Origin of the sequence: Metasolibacillus sp. FSL K6-0083, from assembly GCF_038630865.1 — a bacterium.
Taxonomy (GTDB): domain Bacteria; phylum Bacillota; class Bacilli; order Bacillales_A; family Planococcaceae; genus Metasolibacillus; species Metasolibacillus fluoroglycofenilyticus.
In genome coordinates, this window is the sequence record NZ_CP152046.1 from 249540 (window position 1) to 274059 (window position 24520).

The 24520-nt window shown below is 38.0% G+C and carries 28 protein-coding genes and 1 tRNA gene; 23 read left to right on the top strand and 6 right to left on the bottom strand.

Going from position 1 to position 24520, the window contains the following annotated elements; genetic code table 11:
- Positions 1–168: 168 nt before the first annotated feature.
- The 11 genes from MHB51_RS01100 to MHB51_RS01150 all read left to right on the top strand — a co-directional run bounded on the left by MHB51_RS01100 (position 169) and on the right by MHB51_RS01150 (position 7992).
- On the top strand, positions 169–783 hold the full coding sequence (locus tag MHB51_RS01100; RefSeq protein ID WP_066162288.1) for a succinate dehydrogenase cytochrome b558 subunit: 615 nt from the start codon (positions 169–171) through the stop codon (positions 781–783).
- A gap of 74 nt (positions 784–857) precedes the next feature.
- The gene (gene sdhA / locus MHB51_RS01105; RefSeq protein WP_066162290.1) at positions 858–2615 is read left to right on the top strand and encodes a succinate dehydrogenase flavoprotein subunit; all 1758 of its coding nucleotides are present in this window, start codon (positions 858–860) and stop codon (positions 2613–2615) included.
- Positions 2615–3394 (top strand): succinate dehydrogenase iron-sulfur subunit, encoded by a 780-nt coding sequence (gene sdhB / locus MHB51_RS01110; RefSeq protein WP_201261905.1) that lies wholly within the window; start codon positions 2615–2617, stop codon positions 3392–3394. The genes sdhA and sdhB overlap by 1 nt, the downstream gene beginning before the upstream one ends.
- 259 nt (positions 3395–3653) lie before the next feature.
- Positions 3654–4100 carry a thioesterase family protein gene (locus tag MHB51_RS01115; protein ID WP_066162293.1) on the top strand — a complete coding sequence of 149 codons (447 nt, stop codon included), beginning with the start codon at positions 3654–3656 and terminating at the stop codon, positions 4098–4100.
- 69 nt (positions 4101–4169) lie between these two features.
- Complete coding sequence (locus MHB51_RS01120; protein ID WP_042474889.1) at positions 4170–4397, top strand: LuxR C-terminal-related transcriptional regulator; 228 nt, start codon at positions 4170–4172, stop codon at positions 4395–4397.
- A gap of 67 nt (positions 4398–4464) precedes the next feature.
- The gene (locus MHB51_RS01125; RefSeq protein WP_066162296.1) at positions 4465–4908 is read left to right on the top strand and encodes a MarR family transcriptional regulator; all 444 of its coding nucleotides are present in this window, start codon (positions 4465–4467) and stop codon (positions 4906–4908) included.
- A gap of 16 nt (positions 4909–4924) precedes the next feature.
- Positions 4925–5719 carry a glutamate racemase gene (gene racE, locus MHB51_RS01130; protein WP_107942923.1) on the top strand — a complete coding sequence of 265 codons (795 nt, stop codon included), beginning with the start codon at positions 4925–4927 and terminating at the stop codon, positions 5717–5719.
- Positions 5720–5884: 165 nt separating this feature from the next.
- Positions 5885–6643, top strand: coding sequence for a ribonuclease PH (gene rph, locus MHB51_RS01135; protein WP_066162302.1), 759 nt, complete (start codon positions 5885–5887; stop codon positions 6641–6643).
- Positions 6644–6645: 2 nt separating this feature from the next.
- Positions 6646–7239 (top strand): XTP/dITP diphosphatase, encoded by a 594-nt coding sequence (locus MHB51_RS01140; protein WP_342558800.1) that lies wholly within the window; start codon positions 6646–6648, stop codon positions 7237–7239.
- An 85-nt stretch (positions 7240–7324) separates the two neighbouring features.
- A complete protein-coding gene (locus MHB51_RS01145; protein WP_342558801.1) occupies positions 7325–7831 on the top strand; it encodes a metallophosphoesterase in 507 nt (168 codons plus the stop codon).
- An 87-nt stretch (positions 7832–7918) separates the two neighbouring features.
- A tRNA-Arg gene (locus MHB51_RS01150) sits at positions 7919–7992 on the top strand.
- A gap of 164 nt (positions 7993–8156) precedes the next feature.
- Here the strand turns inward: MHB51_RS01150 and MHB51_RS01155 are convergent.
- From MHB51_RS01155 to MHB51_RS01175, 5 genes are all read right to left on the bottom strand, one after another.
- A complete protein-coding gene (locus MHB51_RS01155; RefSeq protein ID WP_201261904.1) occupies positions 8157–8336 on the bottom strand; it encodes a tyrosine-type recombinase/integrase in 180 nt (59 codons plus the stop codon).
- Positions 8337–8894: 558 nt separating this feature from the next.
- A complete protein-coding gene (locus MHB51_RS01160; RefSeq protein WP_342558802.1) occupies positions 8895–9062 on the bottom strand; it encodes a uroporphyrinogen-III decarboxylase in 168 nt (55 codons plus the stop codon).
- Between the two features lie 110 nt (positions 9063–9172).
- Positions 9173–9439, bottom strand: coding sequence for a translation initiation factor 2 (locus tag MHB51_RS01165; RefSeq protein WP_342558803.1), 267 nt, complete (start codon positions 9437–9439; stop codon positions 9173–9175).
- Positions 9440–9638: 199 nt separating this feature from the next.
- A complete protein-coding gene (locus MHB51_RS01170; protein WP_066162314.1) occupies positions 9639–9821 on the bottom strand; it encodes a hypothetical protein in 183 nt (60 codons plus the stop codon).
- A 413-nt stretch (positions 9822–10234) separates the two neighbouring features.
- Positions 10235–11422: a polysaccharide deacetylase family protein gene (locus MHB51_RS01175; protein WP_342558804.1), complete on the bottom strand. Its 1188-nt coding sequence runs from the start codon at positions 11420–11422 to the stop codon at positions 10235–10237.
- A 169-nt stretch (positions 11423–11591) separates the two neighbouring features.
- Here MHB51_RS01175 and MHB51_RS01180 point away from each other — a divergent pair, with 169 nt between their 5' ends.
- From MHB51_RS01180 to MHB51_RS01200, 5 genes are all read left to right on the top strand, one after another.
- Positions 11592–11975: a VOC family protein gene (locus tag MHB51_RS01180; RefSeq protein ID WP_107942918.1), complete on the top strand. Its 384-nt coding sequence runs from the start codon at positions 11592–11594 to the stop codon at positions 11973–11975.
- 145 nt (positions 11976–12120) lie between these two features.
- Entirely contained in the window at positions 12121–12276 is a 156-nt protein-coding gene (locus MHB51_RS01185) for a hypothetical protein (RefSeq protein ID WP_342558805.1), read from the top strand.
- 18 nt (positions 12277–12294) lie between these two features.
- A complete protein-coding gene (locus MHB51_RS01190; RefSeq protein ID WP_342558806.1) occupies positions 12295–13152 on the top strand; it encodes an AraC family transcriptional regulator in 858 nt (285 codons plus the stop codon).
- Between the two features lie 107 nt (positions 13153–13259).
- The gene (locus MHB51_RS01195; RefSeq protein ID WP_342558807.1) at positions 13260–13865 is read left to right on the top strand and encodes a DUF5052 family protein; all 606 of its coding nucleotides are present in this window, start codon (positions 13260–13262) and stop codon (positions 13863–13865) included.
- A gap of 15 nt (positions 13866–13880) precedes the next feature.
- Positions 13881–15332 (top strand): YdiU family protein, encoded by a 1452-nt coding sequence (locus MHB51_RS01200; RefSeq protein WP_342558808.1) that lies wholly within the window; start codon positions 13881–13883, stop codon positions 15330–15332.
- A 55-nt stretch (positions 15333–15387) separates the two neighbouring features.
- On the opposite strand, the gene MHB51_RS01205 is transcribed toward MHB51_RS01200, so the two are convergent.
- Complete coding sequence (locus tag MHB51_RS01205; protein WP_342472247.1) at positions 15388–15750, bottom strand: CotD family spore coat protein; 363 nt, start codon at positions 15748–15750, stop codon at positions 15388–15390.
- 497 nt (positions 15751–16247) lie between these two features.
- Here MHB51_RS01205 and MHB51_RS01210 point away from each other — a divergent pair, with 497 nt between their 5' ends.
- The 7 genes from MHB51_RS01210 (at position 16248) to MHB51_RS01240 (ending at position 24440) form a co-directional block, all read left to right on the top strand.
- A complete protein-coding gene (locus MHB51_RS01210; RefSeq protein ID WP_342558809.1) occupies positions 16248–16796 on the top strand; it encodes a glycerol-3-phosphate acyltransferase in 549 nt (182 codons plus the stop codon).
- Position 16797: 1 nt separating this feature from the next.
- Positions 16798–18330, top strand: a complete 1533-nt coding sequence (locus MHB51_RS01215) for an aminotransferase class V-fold PLP-dependent enzyme (RefSeq protein ID WP_342558810.1) — start codon at positions 16798–16800, stop codon at positions 18328–18330.
- A 51-nt stretch (positions 18331–18381) separates the two neighbouring features.
- On the top strand, positions 18382–19200 hold the full coding sequence (locus MHB51_RS01220) for a sugar nucleotide-binding protein (RefSeq protein ID WP_342558811.1): 819 nt from the start codon (positions 18382–18384) through the stop codon (positions 19198–19200).
- A gap of 467 nt (positions 19201–19667) precedes the next feature.
- Positions 19668–20765: an endospore germination permease gene (locus MHB51_RS01225; protein ID WP_066162340.1), complete on the top strand. Its 1098-nt coding sequence runs from the start codon at positions 19668–19670 to the stop codon at positions 20763–20765.
- Between the two features lies 1 nt (position 20766).
- A complete protein-coding gene (locus MHB51_RS01230) occupies positions 20767–22191 on the top strand; it encodes a spore germination protein (RefSeq protein ID WP_342558812.1) in 1425 nt (474 codons plus the stop codon).
- Positions 22188–23327 carry a Ger(x)C family spore germination protein gene (locus tag MHB51_RS01235; RefSeq protein WP_342558813.1) on the top strand — a complete coding sequence of 380 codons (1140 nt, stop codon included), beginning with the start codon at positions 22188–22190 and terminating at the stop codon, positions 23325–23327. Before MHB51_RS01230 ends, MHB51_RS01235 begins: the two co-directional genes overlap by 4 nt.
- Positions 23328–23459: 132 nt before the next feature.
- Positions 23460–24440: a hypothetical protein gene (locus MHB51_RS01240; protein ID WP_342558814.1), complete on the top strand. Its 981-nt coding sequence runs from the start codon at positions 23460–23462 to the stop codon at positions 24438–24440.
- The last annotated feature ends 80 nt before the right edge of the window (positions 24441–24520 follow it).

The window sequence follows — 24520 nt, forward strand, 5'->3', positions numbered from 1 at the left end:
AAAGAGAGAAAGGAATTATTGCAAGCTACCTTGACGCTCTAGTAGGTTGAGAGTACAATGAACATGTCATAATATTGTACCATGATGAAATGCGCAGTCAATGGACAACGTTTACAATTTCGTGACGACCTGACTTGCGTATTTTAAGTACTAAGGGGGGTAACAGTCTTGTCAAAAGATCGTGAGTTTTTATGGCGCCGCTTACATTCTCTATTAGGTATTATTCCAGTAGGTCTGTTTTTGGTGTTCCACTTATCTTTGAACTTCACTGCAGTTGGTGGTGAAGATACTTACAATAGCGCAACTGGAATGATGGAGTTAGTTCCACATGCACTATTGCTAGTAATGGAATGGGTAATCATTTATATTCCATTAATGTTCCATGCTTTCTACGGAGTGTATATTGCATTCACAGCAACGAATAATACGTCACGCTTCAGTACGTTTCGTAACTGGGCATTCCGTCTTCAACGTATGACGGGTATTTTCCTAGTTGTATTCATCGCATGGCATATTTTCCAAACGCGTATTCAAAAAGCGCTTGGTGCTGAAGTAAACTACGATATGATGGCGGAAATCGTTGCATCGCCATGGATGCTTGGTTTCTACATAGTGGGAATTTTATCAGCAACATTCCACTTAGCAAACGGCATCTGGGCATTTTTAGTGAGCTGGGGTATTACTCAATCTCCAAAATCACAACAAATTGCAACTTACGTAACGATGGTTATTTTCGCTATTCTAAGCATCGTTGGTGTAGCAGCTATTTTAGCATTCGTTTAATCGAAACAATCGCTTATTTGAAATGAGCGGGGAAAGAGAAGTTTTAGCTAAAGAAAGAGGAGTGAGAAGAAATCATGGCAAAAAGCAAAATCATCGTTGTTGGTGGCGGTTTAGCTGGCTTGATGGCAACGATTAAGGCTGCTGAAGCAGGCACTGAAGTTGAATTATTCTCATTAGTTCCAGTTAAACGCTCACACTCTGTTTGTGCGCAGGGCGGAATTAATGGTGCAGTAAATACAAAAGGTGAAGGGGACTCTCCTTGGATTCACTTTGACGATACAGTATATGGTGGCGACTTCTTAGCAAACCAACCACCAGTAAAAGCTATGTGTGACGCAGCACCTGGTATTATTCACTTAATGGACCGTATGGGTGTAATGTTCAACCGTACGCCAGAAGGTTTACTTGATTTCCGTCGTTTCGGAGGTACATTAATGCACCGCACAGCGTTCGCTGGTGCAACGACTGGTCAACAATTATTATATGCACTAGACGAGCAGGTTCGTGCACACGAAGTTGCTGGTTTGGTAACAAAATATGAACATTGGGAATTCCTTGGTGCTGTACTTGATGATGATGGTGTATGCCGCGGTATCGTAGCACAAGATTTAGTAAAAGAAGAAATCCGCGCATTCCGTGGTGATGCTGTCATTATGGCAACTGGTGGTCCTGGTATTATCTTCGGTAAAACAACAAACTCTGTAATTAACACAGGCTCTGCTGCTTCTATCGTATATCAACAAGGTGCATCTTATGCAAATGGTGAATTCATTCAAATCCACCCAACGGCAATTCCTGGCGATGATAAGAACCGCCTAATGTCTGAATCAGCACGTGGTGAAGGTGGACGAGTTTGGACTTATAAAGATGGTAAGCCTTGGTATTTCTTAGAAGAAAAATATCCAGCATACGGTAACCTAGTACCACGTGATATTGCAACACGTGAAATTTTTGATGTTTGCGTAAACCAAAAACTTGGTATTAACGGCGAAAACATGGTGTATTTAGACCTTTCTCATAAAGATCCACATGAGCTTGATGTAAAACTTGGTGGTATCATTGAAATTTATGAAAAATTCGTTGGGGATGACCCACGCAAATTACCAATGAAAATCTTCCCAGCAGTTCACTACTCAATGGGTGGTTTATGGGTTGACTACAATCAAATGACAGAAATTCCTGGATTATTTGCTGCTGGTGAGTGTGATTTCTCACAACATGGTGCAAACCGTTTAGGAGCAAACTCATTATTATCAGCTATTTACGGTGGTATGGTTGCAGGACCAAATGCTGTTGACTATGTAAAAGGTCTTAAGAAGCATGCAGAGGATTTACCGGAAACTATTTTTGAAGCACATGTGAAAGAAGAGACTGAGAAGTGGGAAGCAATCCTGAAAATGGATGGCACAGAAAATGCCTACTTATTGCATAAAGAGCTTGGCGAGTGGATGACTGATAACATGACAGTGGTACGTCATAACGACCGCCTAGAGAAAACTTACGAGAAATTAACTGAACTTCAAGAGCGTTGGGAAAATATCAATATTTATGACACGCAAAAGTGGTCAAACCAAGGTGCTCACTTTACTCGTCAGTTAAAGAATATGCTTTACCTTGCAAAAGTTATGACAAAAGGTGCGTTACTGCGTAATGAATCTCGTGGTGCACACTATAAACCTGATTTCCCGAACCGTGACGATGAAAACTTCTTGAAAACAACAATGGCGAAATTTGATTCAGCAACGGGTGAGCCTATTATTACTTACCAAGAAGTTGATGTTTCATTAATTCCGCCACGTAAACGTGACTATTCTTCGAAAGGGGATAATTAATGATGGAAGCAGTAAACACTGGTAAAACGGTTGAACTGATTATTGTTCGTCAAGATACGGAAAATGGTCCAACACGTGAAGAAAAATTTAACGTGCCTTACCGTCCCGGTATGAACGTTATCTCTGCTCTGATGCATATTCAAAAATATCCTGTAACGGCTGATGGTAAACAAACAACGCCTGTTACTTGGGATATGAACTGTTTAGAGGAAGTTTGTGGTGCATGTTCGATGGTGATTAACGGTCGTCCACAGCAATCTTGCTCGGCATTAGTAGATAAATTAGCACAACCAATTCGTTTAGAGCCAATGAAAACTTTCCCAGTTGTTCGCGACTTGCAAGTAGACCGTAGTCGTATGTTCAACGCCTTGAAAAAGGTAAAAGCATGGGTGCCAATTGATGGTACTTATGATTTAGGTGAAGGTCCACGTATGCCAGAGCGCAAACGTCAATGGGCTTACGAATTATCTAAATGTATGACATGTGGTGTATGTATGGAAGCATGTCCGAACGTATCTGAAAAAGCTTCGTTTATCGGACCAGCTCCATTATCACAAGTTCGTTTATTCAACACACACCCAACAGGTGCGATGAATAAAGACGAACGTTTAGCTGCAATTATGGGCGACGGTGGTTTAGCTAACTGCGGTAACTCACAAAACTGTGTAGCTGCATGTCCAAAAGGTATTCCTTTAACAACTTCAATCGCTGCTCTTAACCGTGCTGCGACTGTTCAAATGTTCAGAAACTTCTTCGGTTCTGACCATATGGTAGACTAATTAAAAGCCATCTGAAAGTATATATGCTTTCAGATGGCTTTTTTCGTTGCAAAAAATTAGAAGCGATACTTATTTTCACTATGAAGTTCCACTGGTGAATTTTAGTAGTAACTGAAGTCAATAGATGCGAAGCTGACGCTGTTTCTAACTGAATCGCCAATCAATTCTATAAACGTAGGCTAAGTCAATACGTGAATTCTCCAATCTCTATATGTTATAATGAATGAGTATTCATTATAAGGGTTAAGGGGGATTTTTTATGCGCGCAGCATATATTGAAAATACAGAACAGTGGATGGCAGAATTTCAATTCTCGATTGAGGTGAAAGTACGTTTTAGTGAAACCGATATGTACGGGCACCTAAATAATACAGTACCGTTTACTTATTTTGAAATGGCACGTATCGAATTTTTAAAATCGCTTGGTTTAATGACGGATTGGACATCACCAAACAGTGAAACTATTCCTGTCGTTGCAGATTTGCAATGCGATTTTTTGCAACAAGTGTTTTTTGATGAACGCTTGCAAATTTTCGTAAAAGCAGCAAAAATCGGCTCTAGCTCTGTTGATATTCACTATCTTGCAAAAAATGAAAAAAATTTCCCTGTTTTTACGGGACGAGGCACAATTGTGCAAATAAATCGTGAAACAGGGAAAGCGCAAGGCTGGTCAGAGCAGACAAAACAACTAATGCTTGCGAAGTAGTGAAATCGCCCTCACCGTAATGCTCCTATTCACATATTTTACAAAGAACAGGATAGGAGGGTGTATAATATGGGGAACTCACAATCGCGCTTGTTATTAACGAAACGAGAGCGTGAAATATTCCAATTACTAATCGAAGACTACTCAACAAAGGAAATTTCGGAAAAACTTGGCATTAGCGAAAAAACTGTTCGCAATCATATTTCCAATACAATACAAAAATTAGGTGTTTCAAGTAGAACTCAAGCATTAATCGAATTATTACGACTACAAGAATTAAAGTTAAATGGAACGTAAGCTTGCTATTTTTTAAAAAAAACCTCAAAATAGAGCTATGAATTGTTGTTAGGAGTGATCTTAGAAAATGCAAAATAACGAAAAACATAGTGCTGATTCTATAGCTACCATAGAAAAAGAACTGCGATTTATTTCACACTTAGTTAAACAAAAAGGTCGTGAAATTTTAAGTAACTATACAATAACACCTCCGCAATTTGTAGCGCTACAATGGTTGCAAGAAGCAGGCGATATGACAATTGGTGACTTATCAACCAAAATGTATTTAGCTTTTAGTACGACGACAGATTTAGTGGATAGAATGGAAAAAACAAAACTTGTACAGCGTGTTCGTGATGAACAGGATCGACGTGTTGTACGCATTCATTTACTGCCTGAGGGAGAGCGTATCATTCAAGAAGTAATCGAGCAACGACGACACTATTTACGAAATATTATGGATGATTTTGATGTCGAAGAAGCAACTGATTTAGTACGACTTTTAAAGAAATTACATGTACAAATGAAATAGGATTGAGGCGGTTTATATGGATGCCCCTATAGGTGTAATTGATTCGGGTGTCGGTGGATTAACGGTAGCTAAAGCTATCATGAAACTGCTTCCGAATGAAATCATATACTATATTGGTGATACTGCTAGATGCCCATATGGACCACGGACAGAGCAAGAAGTACGCCAATTTACGTGGCAAATGGCGAAAGCTTTAGAAAAAATGAACATTAAAATGCTTGTTGTTGCTTGTAATACAGCGTCGGCGGTATCTTTGGAGAGCTTGCAAAGAAAAATGTCGATACCTGTTATCGGCGTAATCAACGCAGGTGCACGTGCTGCAATCAAAAAAACAAAGCGTAATGAGGTTGTTGTACTCGCTACAGAAGGTACAATAAAAAGCGCTGCATATGAAAAAGCACTATACTCGCTATCAACAAAGGTGAAGGTGCTTCCGCTCGCTTGCCCGACATTTGTTCCACTTGTGGAAAGTGGGGAATATGAAGGCCAATTTTCTTTTAATTTAGTGGCGGATGGTCTGAAGCCAATTAAAGACTCAAGCTTTGACACAGTCATTTTAGGCTGTACACATTACCCTATCATTCAAAAGCAAATTGAAGCCGCTATAGGAGCGGGCATACATGTTGTTTCTTCAGCGGAAGAAACTGCTTGTCATGTGTGGGAAACTTTATCTTATCATCATCAATTGCGCACAAATGAAATGACGCCACGGCATGTTTTTTTTGCGTCAGGGTCTGTGCCTATTTTCCGCTCGATAGCTGAACGCTGGCTAGAGAAGGAAAACTTATCAATCGAGCGCATTACATTTTAATAAGTTAAGCTGTTAGGAAGTAATTGTCTAAAAAATCATTTTAGACGGTTTCTTTCCTGCGGCTTTTTCTTTTTCATGTTAGTATAATATTTCGTACCACTTACTACTTTTTTTGACTACATAATATATGGTAAGATTAGTGCGCGTAAGAAAAGGAGGATTTTCATGATTAGATATGATGAAAGGGCGGTAGATGAGCTACGCCAAGTCCATATTGATACAAATTATTTAATACATCCAGAAGGCTCTGTACTAATTACTGTAGGGAATACAAAAGTCATTTGTACAGCGACAATAGAAGACAAAGTACCGGGCTTTTTAAGAGGGCAGGGGAAGGGCTGGATTACAGCAGAATATTCAATGCTGCCCAGAGCCACAGCGCAGCGTACACAGCGTGAATCAGCGCGTGGTAAGGTAAATGGTCGCACAATGGAAATACAGCGCCTAATTGGGCGTGCATTGCGTGCTGTCGTCGATTTACAAGCATTAGGTGAAAAAACAATATGGATTGATTGTGATGTAATTCAGGCGGATGGCGGCACACGTACAGCATCCATCACAGGTGCTTTTGTGGCGATGGCACAAGCGATTGCCAAATTTGCAGAAGAAAAACCGTTTGAAACGTTCCCAATCATCGATTATTTAGCTGCAACAAGTGTTGGAATTGTTGAGGAGATTGGCGCTGTAGTAGACTTAAACTATGTCGAGGACGTCGCCGCAATGGTCGATATGAATATCGTTATGACAGGTGCAGGACGCTTCGTGGAAGTGCAAGGTACAGGTGAGGAAGCAACATTCTCCCGTGCTGAATTGAATGAATTATTAGCATTAGGTGAGATGGGTATTAAGGAGCTTATCCTACAGCAAAAGCAAGCACTCGGTCCTATCGCTACATTGATTGATAACAGAAAGGAAGCGCAATAACGATGACAAAGCAAGTAGTAATTGCAACAAAAAATAAAGGCAAAGCAAAAGATTTTGAAGCGTTATTTACACCGCTCGGCTATGAGGTAGTCACAATGTTTGATGTTGCGCCACACATGGAAATCGAAGAAACTGGCACAACATTTGAAGAAAATGCAATATTAAAGGCGGAGGCTTTAGCTGAGTCACTTCAAATGCTTGTAATCGCAGATGACAGCGGTTTAGCAATTGATGTATTAAACGGAGAACCAGGCGTCTATTCAGCGCGTTATGCAGGAGATCACGATGATGAGGCGAATATTGTTAAAGTGTTAGAAAAGCTTCAAGGTGTGCCTGAGGAACAACGGACAGCACGTTTTTACTGCGCATTGGCAGTTGCAGGGCCTAAATTAGAAACATATACAGTATTTGGCACATGCGAGGGCTATATTTTACAAGAGAAGCGCGGTACAAACGGATTCGGCTATGACCCAATTTTTTACGTGCCTCATTTACAGCGCTCAATGGCAGAGCTTTCACCAGAGGAAAAAGGCGCCATTTCACATCGTGGCAACGCCATTCGCAAATTAGCAGACGCACTTCCAACGTTAATTTAATCTTATATTAATAATCCGAGGGGAATATACACAAACCTCACGAGCTGAAGAAGCACTTTATTGCAATAAAGAGGGGGCAATAAATATGAAAATACTAGTAATGAGCGACACGCATGGGGATGCAGAGGTAATTCGTCATGTACGCAACCAACATGAAGATATTGATGTACTAATCCACTGTGGAGATAGCGAACTTTCATATGAGCACCCTCATTTGGCAGGGATGATTCGGGTGCGTGGCAATTGTGACCATACGGACACTCGCTTTCCTGATGAGCAAGTAGTATCACATGGGGATGTAAAAATTTTCGTCACACATGGTCATCTATTCCAAGTCAAATCGTCATTATTAAACTTAACATATCGTGCGAAAGAGCTTGGTGCGACGATTTGTTGCTTCGGACATTCCCATTTGCTTGGTGCCGAGATGATTGATGGCATTCTCTACATCAACCCGGGCAGCTTATTAATGCCGAGAGGGCGCCGCGAGCAAAGCTATGTCGTTCTGAGAAAGGAACACACAAAGTACATCATAGAATGTTTTACCCGCCAAGGTGAATTATTCGAAACAGTACAATTTGAACAGCAATAATTTTAAAAATTATATTGACTTTATGATGCTTTATTCATATAATAAATATTGTCTTTAATACCAGTTATGTATGTTATTAAAGCAATTGTCTCCATAGCTCAGCTGGATAGAGCACGGGCCTTCTAAGCTCGCGGTCGTAGGTTCGAATCCTACTGGGGACGTTTTTTAGCAAAGATCACATGTGAGAGTGTGAGAATAAAGACGTTAGAAATATTGATATATCAATGTTTCTAACGTCTTTTACTTTTCTTGGAATACGATAGAAAACGGTAGAGTTTTGAATTTAGGTATACAAAATGTATACAAGGTAAACAACCTTAAAAGCTTATTGTACATAGACATTCACCGCGATTAATTCGTCACGTTGTTCCATTTCTTTTAATACGTGAGAATAATGATTTAATGTTGTTTGAATATCAGCGTGTCCGAGCCGTTTTGATACAGAGTGAATATTTGCTCCTTTATAAAGTAGTACACTCGCATGTGTATATCGTAAGCCATGCATCTTTCTAGCCTATTTAAAATGCCTGTGAGCACTTTATTCGTTCTATGCAGCCCTGCACTGTTCGGATGATAAAATAGTAAATCGTGTGGTGTTACAGGCTGTGCCAGAATTAATTTTTAAACTATTGTTTATCAATTATTATTTTGTGTCCCTTACACATGCCCTTATGTGCGTATTTAGCTTTTGCATAGGTAATATGCTAGTACACGATTCACACTATCAACCATATTGAGATTTTACGTTTTTACCCATTCCTCGAAATAGTCTGCGAAAGAACGCCCTTTTATATTGAATTCTATTCCTTTAGCCAAGGGTAACTCAACTTCGGTTACTGCTAATATTTCATTGCTTCATTAATTAATTTTAATGCACGGTTCATTTAACAAGTTTAAAGGCAGGTGAGAGATTGTATAATGTCGCTGAACTACGAGCAGAGTATGAGAACTTATATACCAAATGTAATTGTTTATGTGGGGTTTGACCAAGCACAATGAAAATTGCTTTAAAAAGAAAAAATGTTTGAATCCAAAGAACTCAAACATTACTAAAAGGCAAGCTTTACGATGGGTTAATGACGCCGAAATCATTTCCTTGCTGTGTTTGCCCTTCAGTTTCATAGAGGTCATAAGCAATTAATGTTACTTCTAATTTTTCTTCCAGATGTTTTATTTCATTAAGTTGCTCAGGTTCAAGAGCTGCGAACTTTGTTTTTACCAAATCAATCACATCCTCACTCGGTTATTAAAGTTAGTATGAGAAATTATTAAGTATTTATTCTTGAATCAAAATCCGCGGTATGACAGGTCAGAAAATAACAAAATTGACCAATTAATTGGTCAATATCGCATCATTTTTTTTACTTGTTTTAATTCATTTATTAAATAGTCTATCTGTTTTTGTAAGTCCTCTACTTCTTTAGATTGGTCACTATTTTGATTTTGAGGATTTTGGTTACTTGATTTTTCTAAAGCATTTAATGCTAAACCTGCTGCAACAGCAGAAAGGGCGTCGCCCAATGTTGCAATTGAAGCGCCGATATATGCAAGTCTAGCTATCTGAATATCTGTTATATCTGAAGGTTGTTGTGGATTATTTTTAACCATTCTTATCAATATCCCCTTTACTTTCATAGTGATAAATTGCCTTAAATGTATCCTATGTGTTTAAGGAAAGAAGGGTGACGATATGAATTTTATTGTTGGCTGAATCTAATATGTACAAAAATGTGCAGTAATTGAGGTATAGAAATGTTGACAGCACTTGGGTTTCAGCTAGGTAATTAATTAGCTGTTTTCTATCTGATTACCTTCTATTAAGTGGATATCTTTTATTAATGGTTATTCCTGCAACAGTGAAAGTTGCACCAGCACTTGATAAATAGTAACCATTTATTATTTCAGGTAAAAAACTTAAGAAACTTCCTATTGCAGATAAAAGTATAAGTAATATGCCTGATACAATCAAAAAATTACCAAGTTTAAACATATAGCTACACCTCCTTTTTTATTGATATTTGATTATATGCTAAAAATATGGGAGGTATTTTAATTTATGATTGTTAATACTTTGCATTAACTGAGCATTAAGCACAATGCCGATTATGCTGGCAGCAGTATGTTGTTAGTGCATTAACCTCTATACATGACAACCATCTTTTTTGAATAAATTTATTCTTATTGGCAATAATAAAAATGATGGTTGGTTAGCCATCATTTTTTAGGGCGCAAAAGATTCCAAAGGAATCTGCGCCTTTAATTTTAAAAAATGAATATATAGTAAGTCGAAATCGGTCGCAGTAATGCGGCTTTTTATTTTGATTAATATAATTTGCACTGTCAACGAAAAACTGCGTGAAGCCCTCAAATTTGGAGGTTTTCACGCAGTTTTTCGTTAGTAGGCTAGTTTTCCACTAATTCAATGAATTCCTCTAGTGTATGGTCGTAATTGACAGCTAGCCGTTTTAATTTATAAGGGTTATCACCGATTTTGACCTTTCCTTTTTTGATTGTAAAGGCCATTTTCATATCGAGTTCTTTCAAAATTTTAATTGTTTGCCTTTTGTGCTGACCGAATGGGTAGGCCATATATTGTGAATCAATCATATCGATATTCATTTGGAAATCATTTTTTACTTCTTCATAGCTTTTGAGCAGGACATGGCTTTTTCCGTTTTCCGCCGCATGTAAATTATGTGTGTGACTTTGAAGGTCGAATATGTCCTTCATTGCCTCGACTTCGGTTATGCTTAAAGTTTGAATGGCATCAGGGGTGAAGTCTGGTGTTTTGTCAAGATGAATTCTGCTTGTAATTAAAAACTCAGTAGCTTGGAAATTATACTTCTTTAAAATAGGGTGCCCATATAGATAATTGGATTTTAATCCATCATCAAATGTAATCGCTACGACTTTCCCAGGTAAATTTATTTCTTTATTTAAAAATTGCTCTAAATCCTGTAATAAAATGGTTTGATAGCCGTTGTCGGATAGCCATTTCATTTGTGCTTCAAAATTTTCAACAGAAGTTACTGCAGATATATCACGAAACTTTTTGTTTAGGGCATCAGGCAGTAAATGATGGTACATGAGGACGGGGATGCCCTTATCCTTTTCTGTATTTTCTTTATGAATATAACCGATTTTTCCACCGATTTTCACTTTATACCAATTAAAATAATGATTCGAGACGATTGGATAGCGTTGATTTTTTGCAATGACAGCAATTGACTTCGCTTTAGGTGAGGCTTTTTCATAAACAGTCGTGTTTTCATTTATAATAATAATTTTCTTCGATTTATATTCCTTTGATACTTTTTCCTTTTTTGAAGTCGCTGTTGCATGATTTTTAGCTACATAGCCGACTCCATTTCCGAAGTTTATTTTCCAATAGTTTTTCTCTTCGCTATTTACTTTATAAGTTTGATGTATTTTCAAAAAGCCGACAGACGCCCTGCTCGTTATATTGTTAAAAACAGGTACATCGTCCTCTTTTATCGTAATATAATTGACTTCGCTTGCTTCTCCTTCGCTTAAATTGATTGCAAATAGCAATATAAAAAATAGGATAAAATAGCTTACTTTTTTTAACATGAACTATCATAGCTCCTTCTATTTCTCTGTCTAATTATTAGTGTTTAAAAAATATTAGTCAATACCAAAAATAACAGCTCATTCCAATTTGCTATTTCTCAAGTGAGATGGAAACGATACTTTCAGAATGTTATAATAATAGTTGAAATTTTTAAGGGGTGGGGAAAAAATGAAATTAGCAATGAAGTATATCATTCTGTATGTAAATGATTTAGAGAAAACAATGCATTTTTATCAAAATATTTTAGGGTTGTCTGTCAAAATGCAACAAGGAACGTATGTTGAATTTGATACGGGACAAACAACGTTATCGTTTAATACACGTCAGTCAGTTAATGAGGAAATAGGACTGGAAGTGCCAGAAGCATTGACAGCCTCGCAAACATTTGAAATTGGTTTTGTGGTGGAGGATGTACAGGCAACAATTGAAACGCTTCGTACACAGGGGGTAAAAGTGGTGAAGGAGCCAGTAGTAAAGCCATGGGGGCAAACTGTTGCTTACGTTGCAGACCCAGACGGACATTATATTGAAATATGTACATCTATGGAATAAAGCACCCTTATAATGGACAGGAGTATGCATACATAATAACTACACATTATAAAGGAGATTTAACGAAGGTTGAGTTCTAAGGTGTAGTATTGGTATATGCAAATTGAATATTTAGTTAAATAAATCAGAGGGTCCATTTGATAAGATGCAAGGAATTAAAACGTATTTAATGGAAAGTCTCAAAAATAAACCATCGTTAAGAACGGAAAATCCGCACCAAGAGGATTTTTCAACTTTCAAACCTGTCCACTGTGGGCATAAAATGACAGGACGAGGCAGCACAGGTAGATGTATGCTTTAAGCAAGGAGTGAGGGCGTAATGAGTTGGATAGAGTCGATTCAAAAGGCGATTCATTATATGGAGGAGCATTTGTTAGAAAATATAACGATAGAGCAAATCGCACGTGAAGCTAATTGTTCAGTTTATCATTTTCAACGAACATTCTCGTTATTAACAGATATGACAATTGCTGATTATATAAGAAAGCGCAGATTAACGTTGGCAGCACAGGAAGTGTTGATGACAGAACAAAAAATAATCGACCTTGCCTACAAATATGGCTATGATTCTCCTGAAGCATTTACAAAGGCGTTCCGCAAGTTACACGGTGTGACGCCGAGTGATGCAAGAAAAAAACAATGCGTACTACAAGCATATAACCGCCTCGTTATCCAGGTGAGTTTGAAAGGAGCAGAACCGATGAAGTACAAAATTATTGAAAAAGAAGCGTTTCAAGTTGTAGGAATTAAAAGAACATATAATTGTTCAAATGGCGAGAATTTGCAAGGAATTCCGGTATTTTGGAATGAAGTAAATGAAAACGGCACTGACACGGAGTTATTTAGACTGAACAATGGCGAAATTAAAGGTGTGCTAGGTGTTTGCTTACCACAAAAAGATGCAGGTAATATGATTGATTATTGGATTGCTACTGCTGCTAACGGCAAGACACCGAAGCATTTAGCGACATTAGAAATTCCAGCAGCAAAATGGGTTGTGTTTGAAGTAGTTGGTCCAATGCCTGAGGCGATGCAAAATGCTTGGAAGAAAATTTATTCTGAATGGTTTCCTTCGAATCCATATGAGCCTGCTGGAACAGCGGAACTAGAAGTGTATTCTGATGAAGACCCATTTAAAGAAGATTTAGTATCTGAAATTTGGATTCCAGTTAAATAATTTTGTACTCCCCTAAGCCCTGTTTCTCGGTTTAGGGGTTTTTAAAATGAAACTATTTACAAGATGAACCGTAAAAATAGTAAAGAAAGCAAGGGAGAGTTATACATATGAAAAAATTTATTTTAGTATTCGTATTAGGTGTTTCAATACTTACATTAGCGGGTTGTAACCTTTTACAATGGGGTTTTGGCAATATAAAGGAGCAATTTATAGGAAGAGAAATTACGATTCAGACATATGATGAAAGCAGTCAAATTATTGATCAAATCAAGGGGAAAAGTGTTAGTATCAAGGCGGATGAGAAATTTGCGATGAAGGATACTGAAGGTAATACGGTTGAAAAATCGTCAGTGCTTGATATTACGATTGGTGGCAAGCAAATGCTGCATGTTGGAAGTAGCTTAATAGCTTATGAGGACGGTTTAACAAATATTTTTGAGGAATATGCACAAACTGTAGATATTGATAATTTTGATCGTTCTGTACCGTTTATTAATCGCATGGTGAATGATATGAAAAATTCAACGATAGGGAAGGATAAGATTGTATTAATTCGTTCACAAGCAGGGCAACCACTTGCAACATTTGTTGGGGAGGATGTAAGCTATTTTGCAACGGAAATTGATAAGGCAACAGGCTTATTGATTGATGATCGTTATTTATTCATTTATCGTTGTGATTATACAATTTACGATTTAGCATTATTACAATAAGATAGGAGGCATTTTATGAATAGTGGCTGGTGTTTTGATAACAGCTATGCACAGCTACCCCATACTTTTTTTGCATCGATGGCGTTGAATCCTGTTCAGAAGCCAAAGCTTGTCATTCTCAATGAGCAACTTGCCTCAAAGCTTGGTTTAAATGGACTGTCATTGCAAAGTGAAGAAGCAATTCTAGAGTTCGCTGGAAATAAGGAGCCTGTTGGCAGCTTGCCTTTAGCACAAGCGTATGCGGGTCATCAGTTTGGTCATTTTAATATGCTTGGTGATGGACGAGCTATACTTTTAGGAGAGCATATAACACCAGACAATGAGCGCGTTGATATTCAATTAAAGGGTGCTGGGCGCACGCCTTTTTCGCGCGGTGGAGATGGGCGTGCGGCGCTAGGGCCGATGTTGCGTGAATATATTATTAGTGAGGCAATGCATGCGCTCGGCATTCCGACAACGCGCAGCTTAGCGGTTGTTACGACGGGTGAAATGATTATGCGAGAGCAGGCGTTGCAAGGAGCTATACTAACACGCGTTGCCAGCAGCCATTTGCGCGTAGGTACATTTCAATATGCGGCAAGATGGGGCACGAAGGAGGAGTTCCAGGCTTTAGCAGATTATGCTATACAGCGCCATTACCCTGAGCTACAAAATGAGGAGCAGCGATATTCGAAATTGCTTGAAGCTGTTATTGAAAAACAGGCTGAATTGATTGCAAAATGGCAATTAGTAGGCTTTATCCATGGCGTGATGAACACGGATAATATGACAATTAGCGGTGAGACGATTGATTATGGACCGTGTGCGTTTATGGACCAATATAAACCTTCAACAGTGTTTAGCTCCATTGATGCAAATGGTCGTTATGCATATCAAAACCAACCGAATATGGCACTTTGGAATTTAGCTCGATTTGCGGAATCCTTGCTATTGTTAATGGACCCTGATTCGGCACAAGCAATTAAAATTGCTGAGCAGACACTTCAACGCTTTCCTCAATTGTATGAAGCGAACTGGTTAGCGGGAATGCGCTTAAAGCTTGGGCTTATAACAGAGGAAACACAAGACCTTGCGTTAATTGACGAGCTACTGCAATGGATGGAAGTGAATGAAGCTGATTATACAAATACTTTTCGCATTTTAACTTTAGGACAATTTGAAAACAATGCGCTGTTCCAACTTGAGACATTCAAACAGTGGCAAAATAAATGGCAAGAGCGGTTACAGCGACAACCGCAATCAGCTGAGCTTGTCCAGCTTACAATGCGACAGCATAATCCAGCTATAATCCCGCGCAATCACCGTGTGGAAGAGGCATTAGACGCTGCTAACGAAGGGAATTTGCTACCTTTGCAGCAATTGTTAGAAGTATTGACACAGCCTTTTGCTTATACCACTGAGCAAGAAAAGTATGCAGCATTACCCCCTGCTACAAGCTGCACCTACAGAACATTTTGCGGAACTTAATTGTGTGAGAATTGTGTGAGTGCCTGGCACCCACACAATTCTCGTTTTTTATTTATTAACGTCTGCCACGTCTATGATTGCATGGATTAAATGGCTGACCACACATTGTTGTCGTTTCAAAGCATTCATTCATGACGGATTGTGTATGTGGGAAGTAGTGTTGATTATTAATCATTTGGCGATTTACAACTGTTAAGTGGGAAGGGTGAACATGCGGTACAACTGTATTTGTCACATTTGTTTGTACAAATTGACGCGTTGGTGAAACGATTGGTTGACTGAATTGTGTTGGTCCTACTTGTGTTGGTAAAAATTGCGCATCTCTTCCTGCCATCTGATTGCCTCCAAATGCACCGCCAACCATGTTGTCCCAGTAGCCACCTCTATTAGGGGGATTGCCCCCAAATCTATTAACCATTTTGAGTCCTCCTTTTTCGCTGAAATAGTAAGTCATATTTAACATATGAGAAAGGATGACACAGTTCTATAGTTATGCCTATTGTGAAGTAGAAAAAATAGAAGTAGTCTGATTCCACATGGTAATGAATTAATGTAAAATATAAGAAAATTCCATCGTTTAAGGGAAGGAGGTTTAACTTCTTTCAGCAATGTTTTTTGCGACGAGTAACCGCAGGAGCACATGTTTTTTGCGACGAGTAACCGCAGGATTTTGTATTGAAAGCAAAGCGATAGGTATAAAAGACCTCTGCAAGTAACGAAATGATCGGAGGGGGGATTGTCACAGAGGAACACAGTCTAAGGTGCGTAACGATAATCGGATGGGCCTAAAGCTGAAACCAAACTAGAGTTAGCCAAGACGTAATTGATTAAAGAGAGAAATGGGGCGGAGCATGTGAGGGAAATGGGCAATATTGACAGAAGTAGAGTGCAATTATCCAAAGTAGTGAAAAGTCGATGATGATTGTTTATTATTTATTAGGCAGCTATTTATTAGGTGCAATAATGACTGCGTGGTTTGTAGGGAAATGGTATGGCTATTCGTTGCAGCGACAGTCCAGCGGAAATTTAGGTGCACGTAATGCAGGAAGGGTTTTTGGCAAAAAGGCTTTTGTCGTGACAGCAGTAGGCGATGGTTTAAAAGGTGTCATTGTTGTATTAATTGGACGTTATGCTCAATTTGAAGAAACGGTCATTACATGGGCAGTGTTTTGTACATTGCTTGGGCATCTCTATCCCTTTTGGCTTCGTTTTAAAGGAGGAAAGGGAGTTGCTACGATTGTCGGTGCTCTTGTTGCACTAAATTTTTCCTATTTTCCTATATTCGTTTTTAGTTTTATAGCGTCGGCTTATTTTTTAAAAAGCGCAACATTTGGCTTCTGTATTGCGTTGATTTTATATAGTATGATTGTTATTTTTACAGGAGTGTTACCTGCAACGCTTATTTGCAGTATTATAATTGTTTTATGGCAGCATCGACAAAACATAAAAGAAAGGCTGATTTAGTATGTACTGGTGTAAAATAGCGACAACTGAAAAAGAATTTGACCAAATAGCAGCATTAAATTATGCAACATTCGTGGAGGAAATCCCGCAGCACGAACCGAATGCAACACGTCGCCTAGTAGATAAATTTCATGCAGATAATACATATCTTGTCGTCTATAAAGAGCAACAGTTAATTGGTATGCTAGCACTGCGTGATAAACGCCCCTTCTCGTTAGATAGTAAAATAGGCGATGTAGAACAATATTTACCAGATGAAATTTGCGATAAGTTATGTGAAGTCCGACTGTTAGCAATCAAAACGCAGTTTCGTAATGGGCGCGTGTTTTTTCGTCTTGCGCAGGCATTAGCAAATTATTTATTTGAGCGTCGATATACAGCTTGTGTCATATCCGGTACAACTAGGGAAGAGAAACTATATAAACAAATGGGCTTTCACCAATTTGCTGAGGCTGTGGGAACAAATGAAGCGTTATTTTTACCAATGGTATTAACGAGAGAAAATAGCGCATCTTTACGTCAGCGTTTAAGGCGACATGCTTTGACTTTTTATCCGGGTCCCGTATACCAGCAAGAGCCGCTTTCCTATACGGATTTATCGCATCGTTCCTTTGCCTTTCAATTGCTGTTTCAAGAGCTGCAGCAGCGTTTATTAGCATTGGCACATACACAGTATGTAACGCCATTTGTTGGCACAGGGACATTGGCGAATGAAGTAATGCTAGCACAATTAAAGTCTGATTTTTCAGAGAGTAAAGGATTCATTATAACAAATGGTGAGTTTGGTGAGCGTTTAGCAAAACAGGCAAAGCAACAGGAAATGCTGTTTGATGTGCTAACCTTCGCTTGGCATGAGCCATTTGATTTAGCACGCATTGAAGAAAGGCTTGCGCAAGGGGAGTATAAATGGCTGCTCTATGCACATGGCGAAACGTCGACTGGGATGTGTAATGGTGACCAGCTAGCTAAGATTGCTGCACGCTATGATGTGGTCGTCTGCGCTGATTGTATTAGCTCATTTGGTGCATTCCCATTCTCGCTTGCGCCATTTTATTTGGCAACGGCTGTTAGCGGTAAGGCAATTGGAGCACTTAGTGGATTATCCTTTGTTTTTTCGAATCATCAACCGCAGCCTAGTCAGGCACCGCTCTATATCAATTTAGCATACTATGCCAATTGGCAAATACCGTTTACATTGCCGGCAGCACTTCTTCATAGCTCGTTAGCTGCATTGCGCTACTATCCTGAACGCTATGAGCTGTTGACACAGCGCATGAAAATGCTAGAAGGGTGGCTATGCTATAAAAAATATGCGTATAAAACAAATGCTTATCCGATGATTGCAACATTTGCATTGCCGTATGAATTGCGCCGTTTTGGCCATGATTTAAAGCTGAACGGTATTTACTTGCATGATGAAAGTAGTTATTTGCAAGCTAGAGATTTAGTACAGCTAAGCATTATTCAACCTTATTTTGAAGAAGCCTTTACCTTATTAACGACTATTTACACAAAGTATCAATTACTTGATTAAAGAAAAAGTGTGACGTTTATTACTGCTGTATTTTAAAAAGGGGGCTGTATCTTGAAGAAAATATTAATCCTCGGGGCAAGTGGTTTAGTTGGAAAAGCGATAGCGAAGGAATGTTTAAATGATTTCGATGTATATGGTACTTATTTTTCAACAGCGACGGAGCTTGCATTTGACAAGCAATTTCAATTAAATGTGCAGGATGGGGAAGTGATACGTGAAATACTTCAATTAACTAAGCCAGATATTATTGTTTCCAGTTTAAGGGGCGAATTTGAAGAGCAATTTAATTTCCATAGTCTTCTCGCTAAAGAATTAACAAGTACAAAAAGTTTACTTTATTATTTCTCGACTACAAATGTTTTCGATGGCGATTTATCAAAACATCATAATGAAAATGATGAACCTATTTCAAAATCAGATTACGGTCAATATAAAATAAGATGTGAGAAGATGTTAGTAGAATCACTTGGAAATCGTGCCAATATAATTAGAATTCCTGGGATTTGGGGAAAGAATTCGCCCCGCTTTAATGATGTGAAATCGAAAATTGAATCAGCTATGCCGATACAGGCTTATAGTAATTTACAATGTAATTTTTTATTAGATATACAATTAGCCCGTCAAATGCGTTTCATCTTTGAAAATGAATTAAAGGGAATTTTCCATTTATGTGCAGTAGATATGATGGAAGAAAGTGAATTCTATGAAGAATTGATTCACAAACTTACAAATGAAAATATAAATATTCAATATAATCTTTATCAAAATGTTGAAACTACTCATTATTTTGGTCTGCTATCAAATCGTGACGATATACCAAAATCTATGAAAATGACGAATAAAGAAATTATTGCTTATTTAGCACAATAAGTTTTAAATAAATACGCTGCCCTATTGAAAAAGTGAATAATTAATAAACTAGGCTATCTAAAAAGATATTCCTTAACTTTTATTAATTAATATTGACTAAAATTTGGTATATCTACCGTTTCGCCTTTGACACATAAAAGATTTTCTCCTGCAGTAGTCACAATTAATTGTCACTATCCTCATAGCAAAGGGTCGTCTCAAAATCACATTTTAGACGCCTTTTTTTATTTCGCCTGTTTAAATGCACTCGTTCTTCTTTTGACTGACTCGCATACAATTCTCCTTTATTTTATCAAAATTAAATTCAGAAATACTTCTTATAAAATAAGATGCTCACCATAATAGATAATTTGCAATTTTAACTTATGAAACATGGAAACAATGGAAAAGCTATGTATAGCAATAAAGTGGTATGAAGAAAAGTAAGCTCACTTATTGTGAAATTTAAATAAAATGAGTGATGAAATATGAATCGAAAAAAAATTAGCGTATTGCATATCATACTCTTAATGATGACAGTTATTGGATTGAAAAATCATGTAACAATTCTTCCACCATTAATTAACAGGGCAGGACGGGATGCATGGATGTCTGTCTTTTGGTCTGTGACTGTCTTACTCCCATGGCTGTTGATGATTATTTATTTACACAAACAAATTGGTGGTATGCCCTTTCGAGATTGGTTAGTTGAAAAAGTAGGGAAAGTATGGGAAAGAGTAATTACCTATACATTTGTTGTGTTTTTATTGATAATAGCTGCATTTACATTACGTGAAACAATGCAGTGGGTGAAGGTAACCTTTTTACCTGAAACACCTGATTTACTATTAACTGTCATCTATATTGCGTTGTGTGTTTTTTTAGCAACGACGGGGGTACAAGGAATTGTAATTGTGAATGTAATTGTGCTGACAGGTGTTATATTTTTAGGCTTTTTTGTCGCATTCGTTAACATAAAAATAAAAGATTATGAGCTACTACTTCCCTTTTTGGAGCACGGGGTATCACAAGTTTTATATGCGGGATTATACCCTGCGTCAGGCTTTGTTGAAATCTTTTTTATTTTGCTTATTCAAAATCAACTAAAAAATCGCATGAAATGGCATCATTTTTCAATTATTTGGCTGATTTTACTTGGTTTAACGCTTGGACCACTTGTTGGGGCTATTGCAGAGTTTGGACCTACGGAAGCTAAAAATCAATATTATCCTGCGTATGAGGAGTGGCGACTTGCCTCTATTGGGCGTTTTGTTGAGCACGTTGATTTCTTCTCCATCTACCAATGGCTAACAGGTGCTTTTATGCGCATCGGCTTTATCATATTTATTACAATTCATTTACTACGTTTAGAAGGCCAAAGAAAGCGTATATTAAAAATTATAGTGCCAGCTTTTAGCGCTGTCAGTTTACCATTATTTTTGTTCAATGACCGCACATTTTTGAAAATAAAGGGTGAGTACTTTTTGATAACTACCTTTATATTTTTCTTTATATGGGGAATTATTCTAATATTAATTTCTTTAAAGAAAACGAAAAAAACAGCAAGAAAGAAGGTGGAGCAATGATATGCAACAAAAAATAACGAATGAGGAGCTACGCGAATTATTTAATCAAACGGCAGATGTACAATTTCAAACATATCAATTCCACACATCGACAGTCAGTATAATTACGTGTGATGCAATGGTTGATTCACATTTATTAAATGAGGTCATTATACCACGAGTAAAAATGGTTCGTCAGCAGCAGGACGAATCGATTGAAGATCAGCTATACGTGCCTAATTTGCAGCGTGTAGAGTCATTGGAAGAGGTAGTAACACTTGTTTTTACAGGCTTTGTTGTTATTTATTTTGAGCAGGAGCAACTGCTGTTCTCCAGCAATATTGCTAAAAAGCCAAATCGAAATCCAGAAGAAACAAATTTAGAAGTACTCGTTAAAGGGCCTCGCGATAACTTTATTGAGGATATTAGCGTGAATATCGCTATTATTCGTAAGCGTTTGCCGACAAATTCGCTGTCTGTTGAAAAATATATTGTGGGAAGACGCTCAAAAACAACTGTTGCCCTTCTTTATATGAACGATATTGCGAATGACCAAATATTGCATAGTATTCGCAAGCAAATTCAAGAGATTGATACAGACATCATTATAAGTGCGGATTTATTAATGGAACGTATTAGTAAAAGCGGGGGATTAATACCACGTACAACAAATACTGCAAGAGGTGATTTTGCTGTACAGTCACTTGTAAGTGGGCGCTTTTTAATTTTAGTCGACGGTGCTTCATATGCAGTTGTATTTCCGATTAACTTGCTGATGTTATTAAAAACAAGTGAGGATAACGAATATCCGGTAATCTTTAGTTCATTTGAGCGTCTTTTACGTTTATTTGGTATTTTATTCGGTTTATTATTGCCAGCATTTTGGCTAGCGCTGACTACTTTCCATCAAGAGCAGCTACCTTTTCAATTGCTTGCAACAGTCGTACAAGCCAATCGAGGTTTACCGTTACCCTCATCACTGGAAATGTTATTGATGTTGTTAATGTTTGAGCTCTTCCGCGAGGCAGGAATGCGCTTACCTAGCGTTCTTGGCGGAACGATTAGTGTAGTTGGCGGTTTAATTATTGGCGATGCAGCGATACGTGCGGGTGTGACAAGCCCTGCCATGATTGTTGTAATCGCAATTTCTACAATTGCTACATTTACACTTGTAAATCAATCACTTGTAACAGCGGTAAATTTACTTCGTGTTGGCTTTATTTTAGTCACAGCGGTATGTGGCTTGTTTGGCTTTTTTGTATGTTTATATGCGTTAATTGCTTATTTAGCAGGTATTCGCCTATTCGGTGTTCCATATTTAAACATAGCGTCAGATTTGAACTGGCAAACGGTAAAAAAATCTTTAATTCGCGAGGTTCCACAAAAGAAAGCGATGCGTCCTAAATCATTACATGTAAAGGATAAGACGAAAGGTGGCTCGAAATGAAAAAAAGCATTTATTTTTTTATCATATGTAGCCTATTTCTAACCGCCTGTTGGGATAATAATGAACCAGAGCGCATGCTTTATATTCATGGCATAGGTGTTGATTATAAGGATGGGGAATTCGAAATTTATGCGCAATTATTGGATTTATCAAGTATTGCTAGATCAGACCAACCAAGTACTAATGCCATACAGACAGAGGTTGGTCGTGCGACGGGAAAAACAATTGATGAGGCAGCAGTAAATTTATATCGCGCCGTTGATCAACGGATTTTATGGGGACATTTAACTTTTGTTATTTTTTCTAAGGAACTTTTAGAAAGTGAAGAGTTAGTACAAGCTATTGATTCATTTGTACGTTACCGAGAGACACGTTATACGATGTGGGTATACACGAGCGACGAGCCGCTAGATGAGCTACTACTTGTTACACCAATTTTAAACAAAGGAATGACTTTTTCGAGAACGGCAGATCCGATGAATACCTTTTATCAGGAATCCTTTGTTGACCCAGTAAGCTTACGCACTCTACTTATTCATCTAGATGAGCCGGGTCATGAGGTGAATATTCCTTTTATTGTTTCCAGTAATCGTTGGGAGACTCCAAAAGGAGTAGACCCTGTTCTTGAAATAAAAGGGATTAGTGTCATCACTAAATCGAATTTAAAAGGCTCTTTATTTGATGGGGATGCAGAAGGCTTGCGCTGGATGTCTGAAGATACATCGCGGGCGCAAATTACGTTGGAAAATGACAGCAATCAAAAAAAAGAGTTCACCACAGTTATTGTAGACAATGTAAAGCAGAAAATTACACCTGTTGAGGAGGATGGACAACTACGGTTCGATATAGCAATTGAAGTGGAAGTAACAACAAGTGGAGAAGACGGGCAAAAGGGAGAGGAAAAATTAAAAAAAGGGATAATAGAGCAAATTAAAAAAGAGGTGAAGCGTACTTATTTAAAAGGGATAGAGCAAGAAATGGATGTGTTTCGCCTGTCTGAGCAGGCTTATCGCAAAAAGCTGAAAGCATGGCAGCGTCTAAATAAAAATGGGCAAATTCAGCTAACAGAGGATTCAATTCGAGAGTTAGATGTCAGTATCGAAAAAATAAGAACAGAAAGAACGGTAAGGCATTAATTGGGTTCGAAAAGCGTGCGTTAGCACGCTTTTTTCGGACGCCCTTCAAGGCTTCTTGTTGTCCGATACGCTATTCACATGTAAAATGATGAAGTAAATAAGCTAAAGTTGACCGTAACGGGAGTGAGTAGTTTGAAAAAAAAGAAGCGACAATTGCGCCAAGCGAATAATGTAATACTGTTTCCCGGTCTAGGTGAACGATTATTGGAACAAGCCCATACTTATGCGGAAAGCTATCAATACAATTTAGCTTGTGAAGCATTTGCAGAAGCATTGCGTTATATAGAGGGCGATGAGATTGCTTTAAGTGTTTATGCATATTCATTATATGAAATACGTGCGTATAACCAGGCAAAGAAAGTGTGTGAAGAGCTTTTAGCTATTGGTCCAACAATGTATTTTGAAGCGATGGAGCTCTATTTAACGATTTCTATGCAGCTGCGTGAATTTAAACAAGTGGAAAAATTGATTGAAACATTGCTTGAGGAAGGGACTATTCCAGAAAATCAAATTGATAAATTTCAACGTCTGAAAAAGCTAAATGCAGAAATCGCAAGTAATCAGTTTCTTCAAGATGAGCCCGAGGAGCAAGCGCTTGAAGAGTTTTCGATAGCGCACTTTTTACAGCTTTCAGAGTCCGAGCAACTTCAAGCGATTTATCAGCTAACAGACACGAATATTCGTCCAATTATTCAGCCGCTTATTACGATTATTCAGAACGAAGAAATACATCCGTTTATACGAAGTCTTACACTCGTTTTGCTAGTAGAGCAACAAGTGAATGTACCTATCGTTATGAAAAAGTTCCATTATCAGCGCACTGTGAATCCAGCTCAGTTGGCATTGCCTACAGAAATGCCTGAGTTCCGAAAAGTTGCGGCATATATAGGAATGATGTTGGAGCAAGATCCAACGACTTTAGAGATGGTACAACAACTACTTGCAAAGCATGCGATTGTCACATATCCTTTTGAATGGCTTGATTATGACTCCGAGGATGTGGCGGAGAGCTATGTTGACTATGTGCATATGTTATTTGGCAAAGTACAAGAGACGGATGATGAAATTGTTGAATTTTTGCAACAACTTGAAACATATTCAGAATTACTATAAACGTATGAAAAAAGTTGAAACATTACACATCTGTGATATACTAAAATGGTTGTAGAAACTGTATAAAACAAATATGTTTG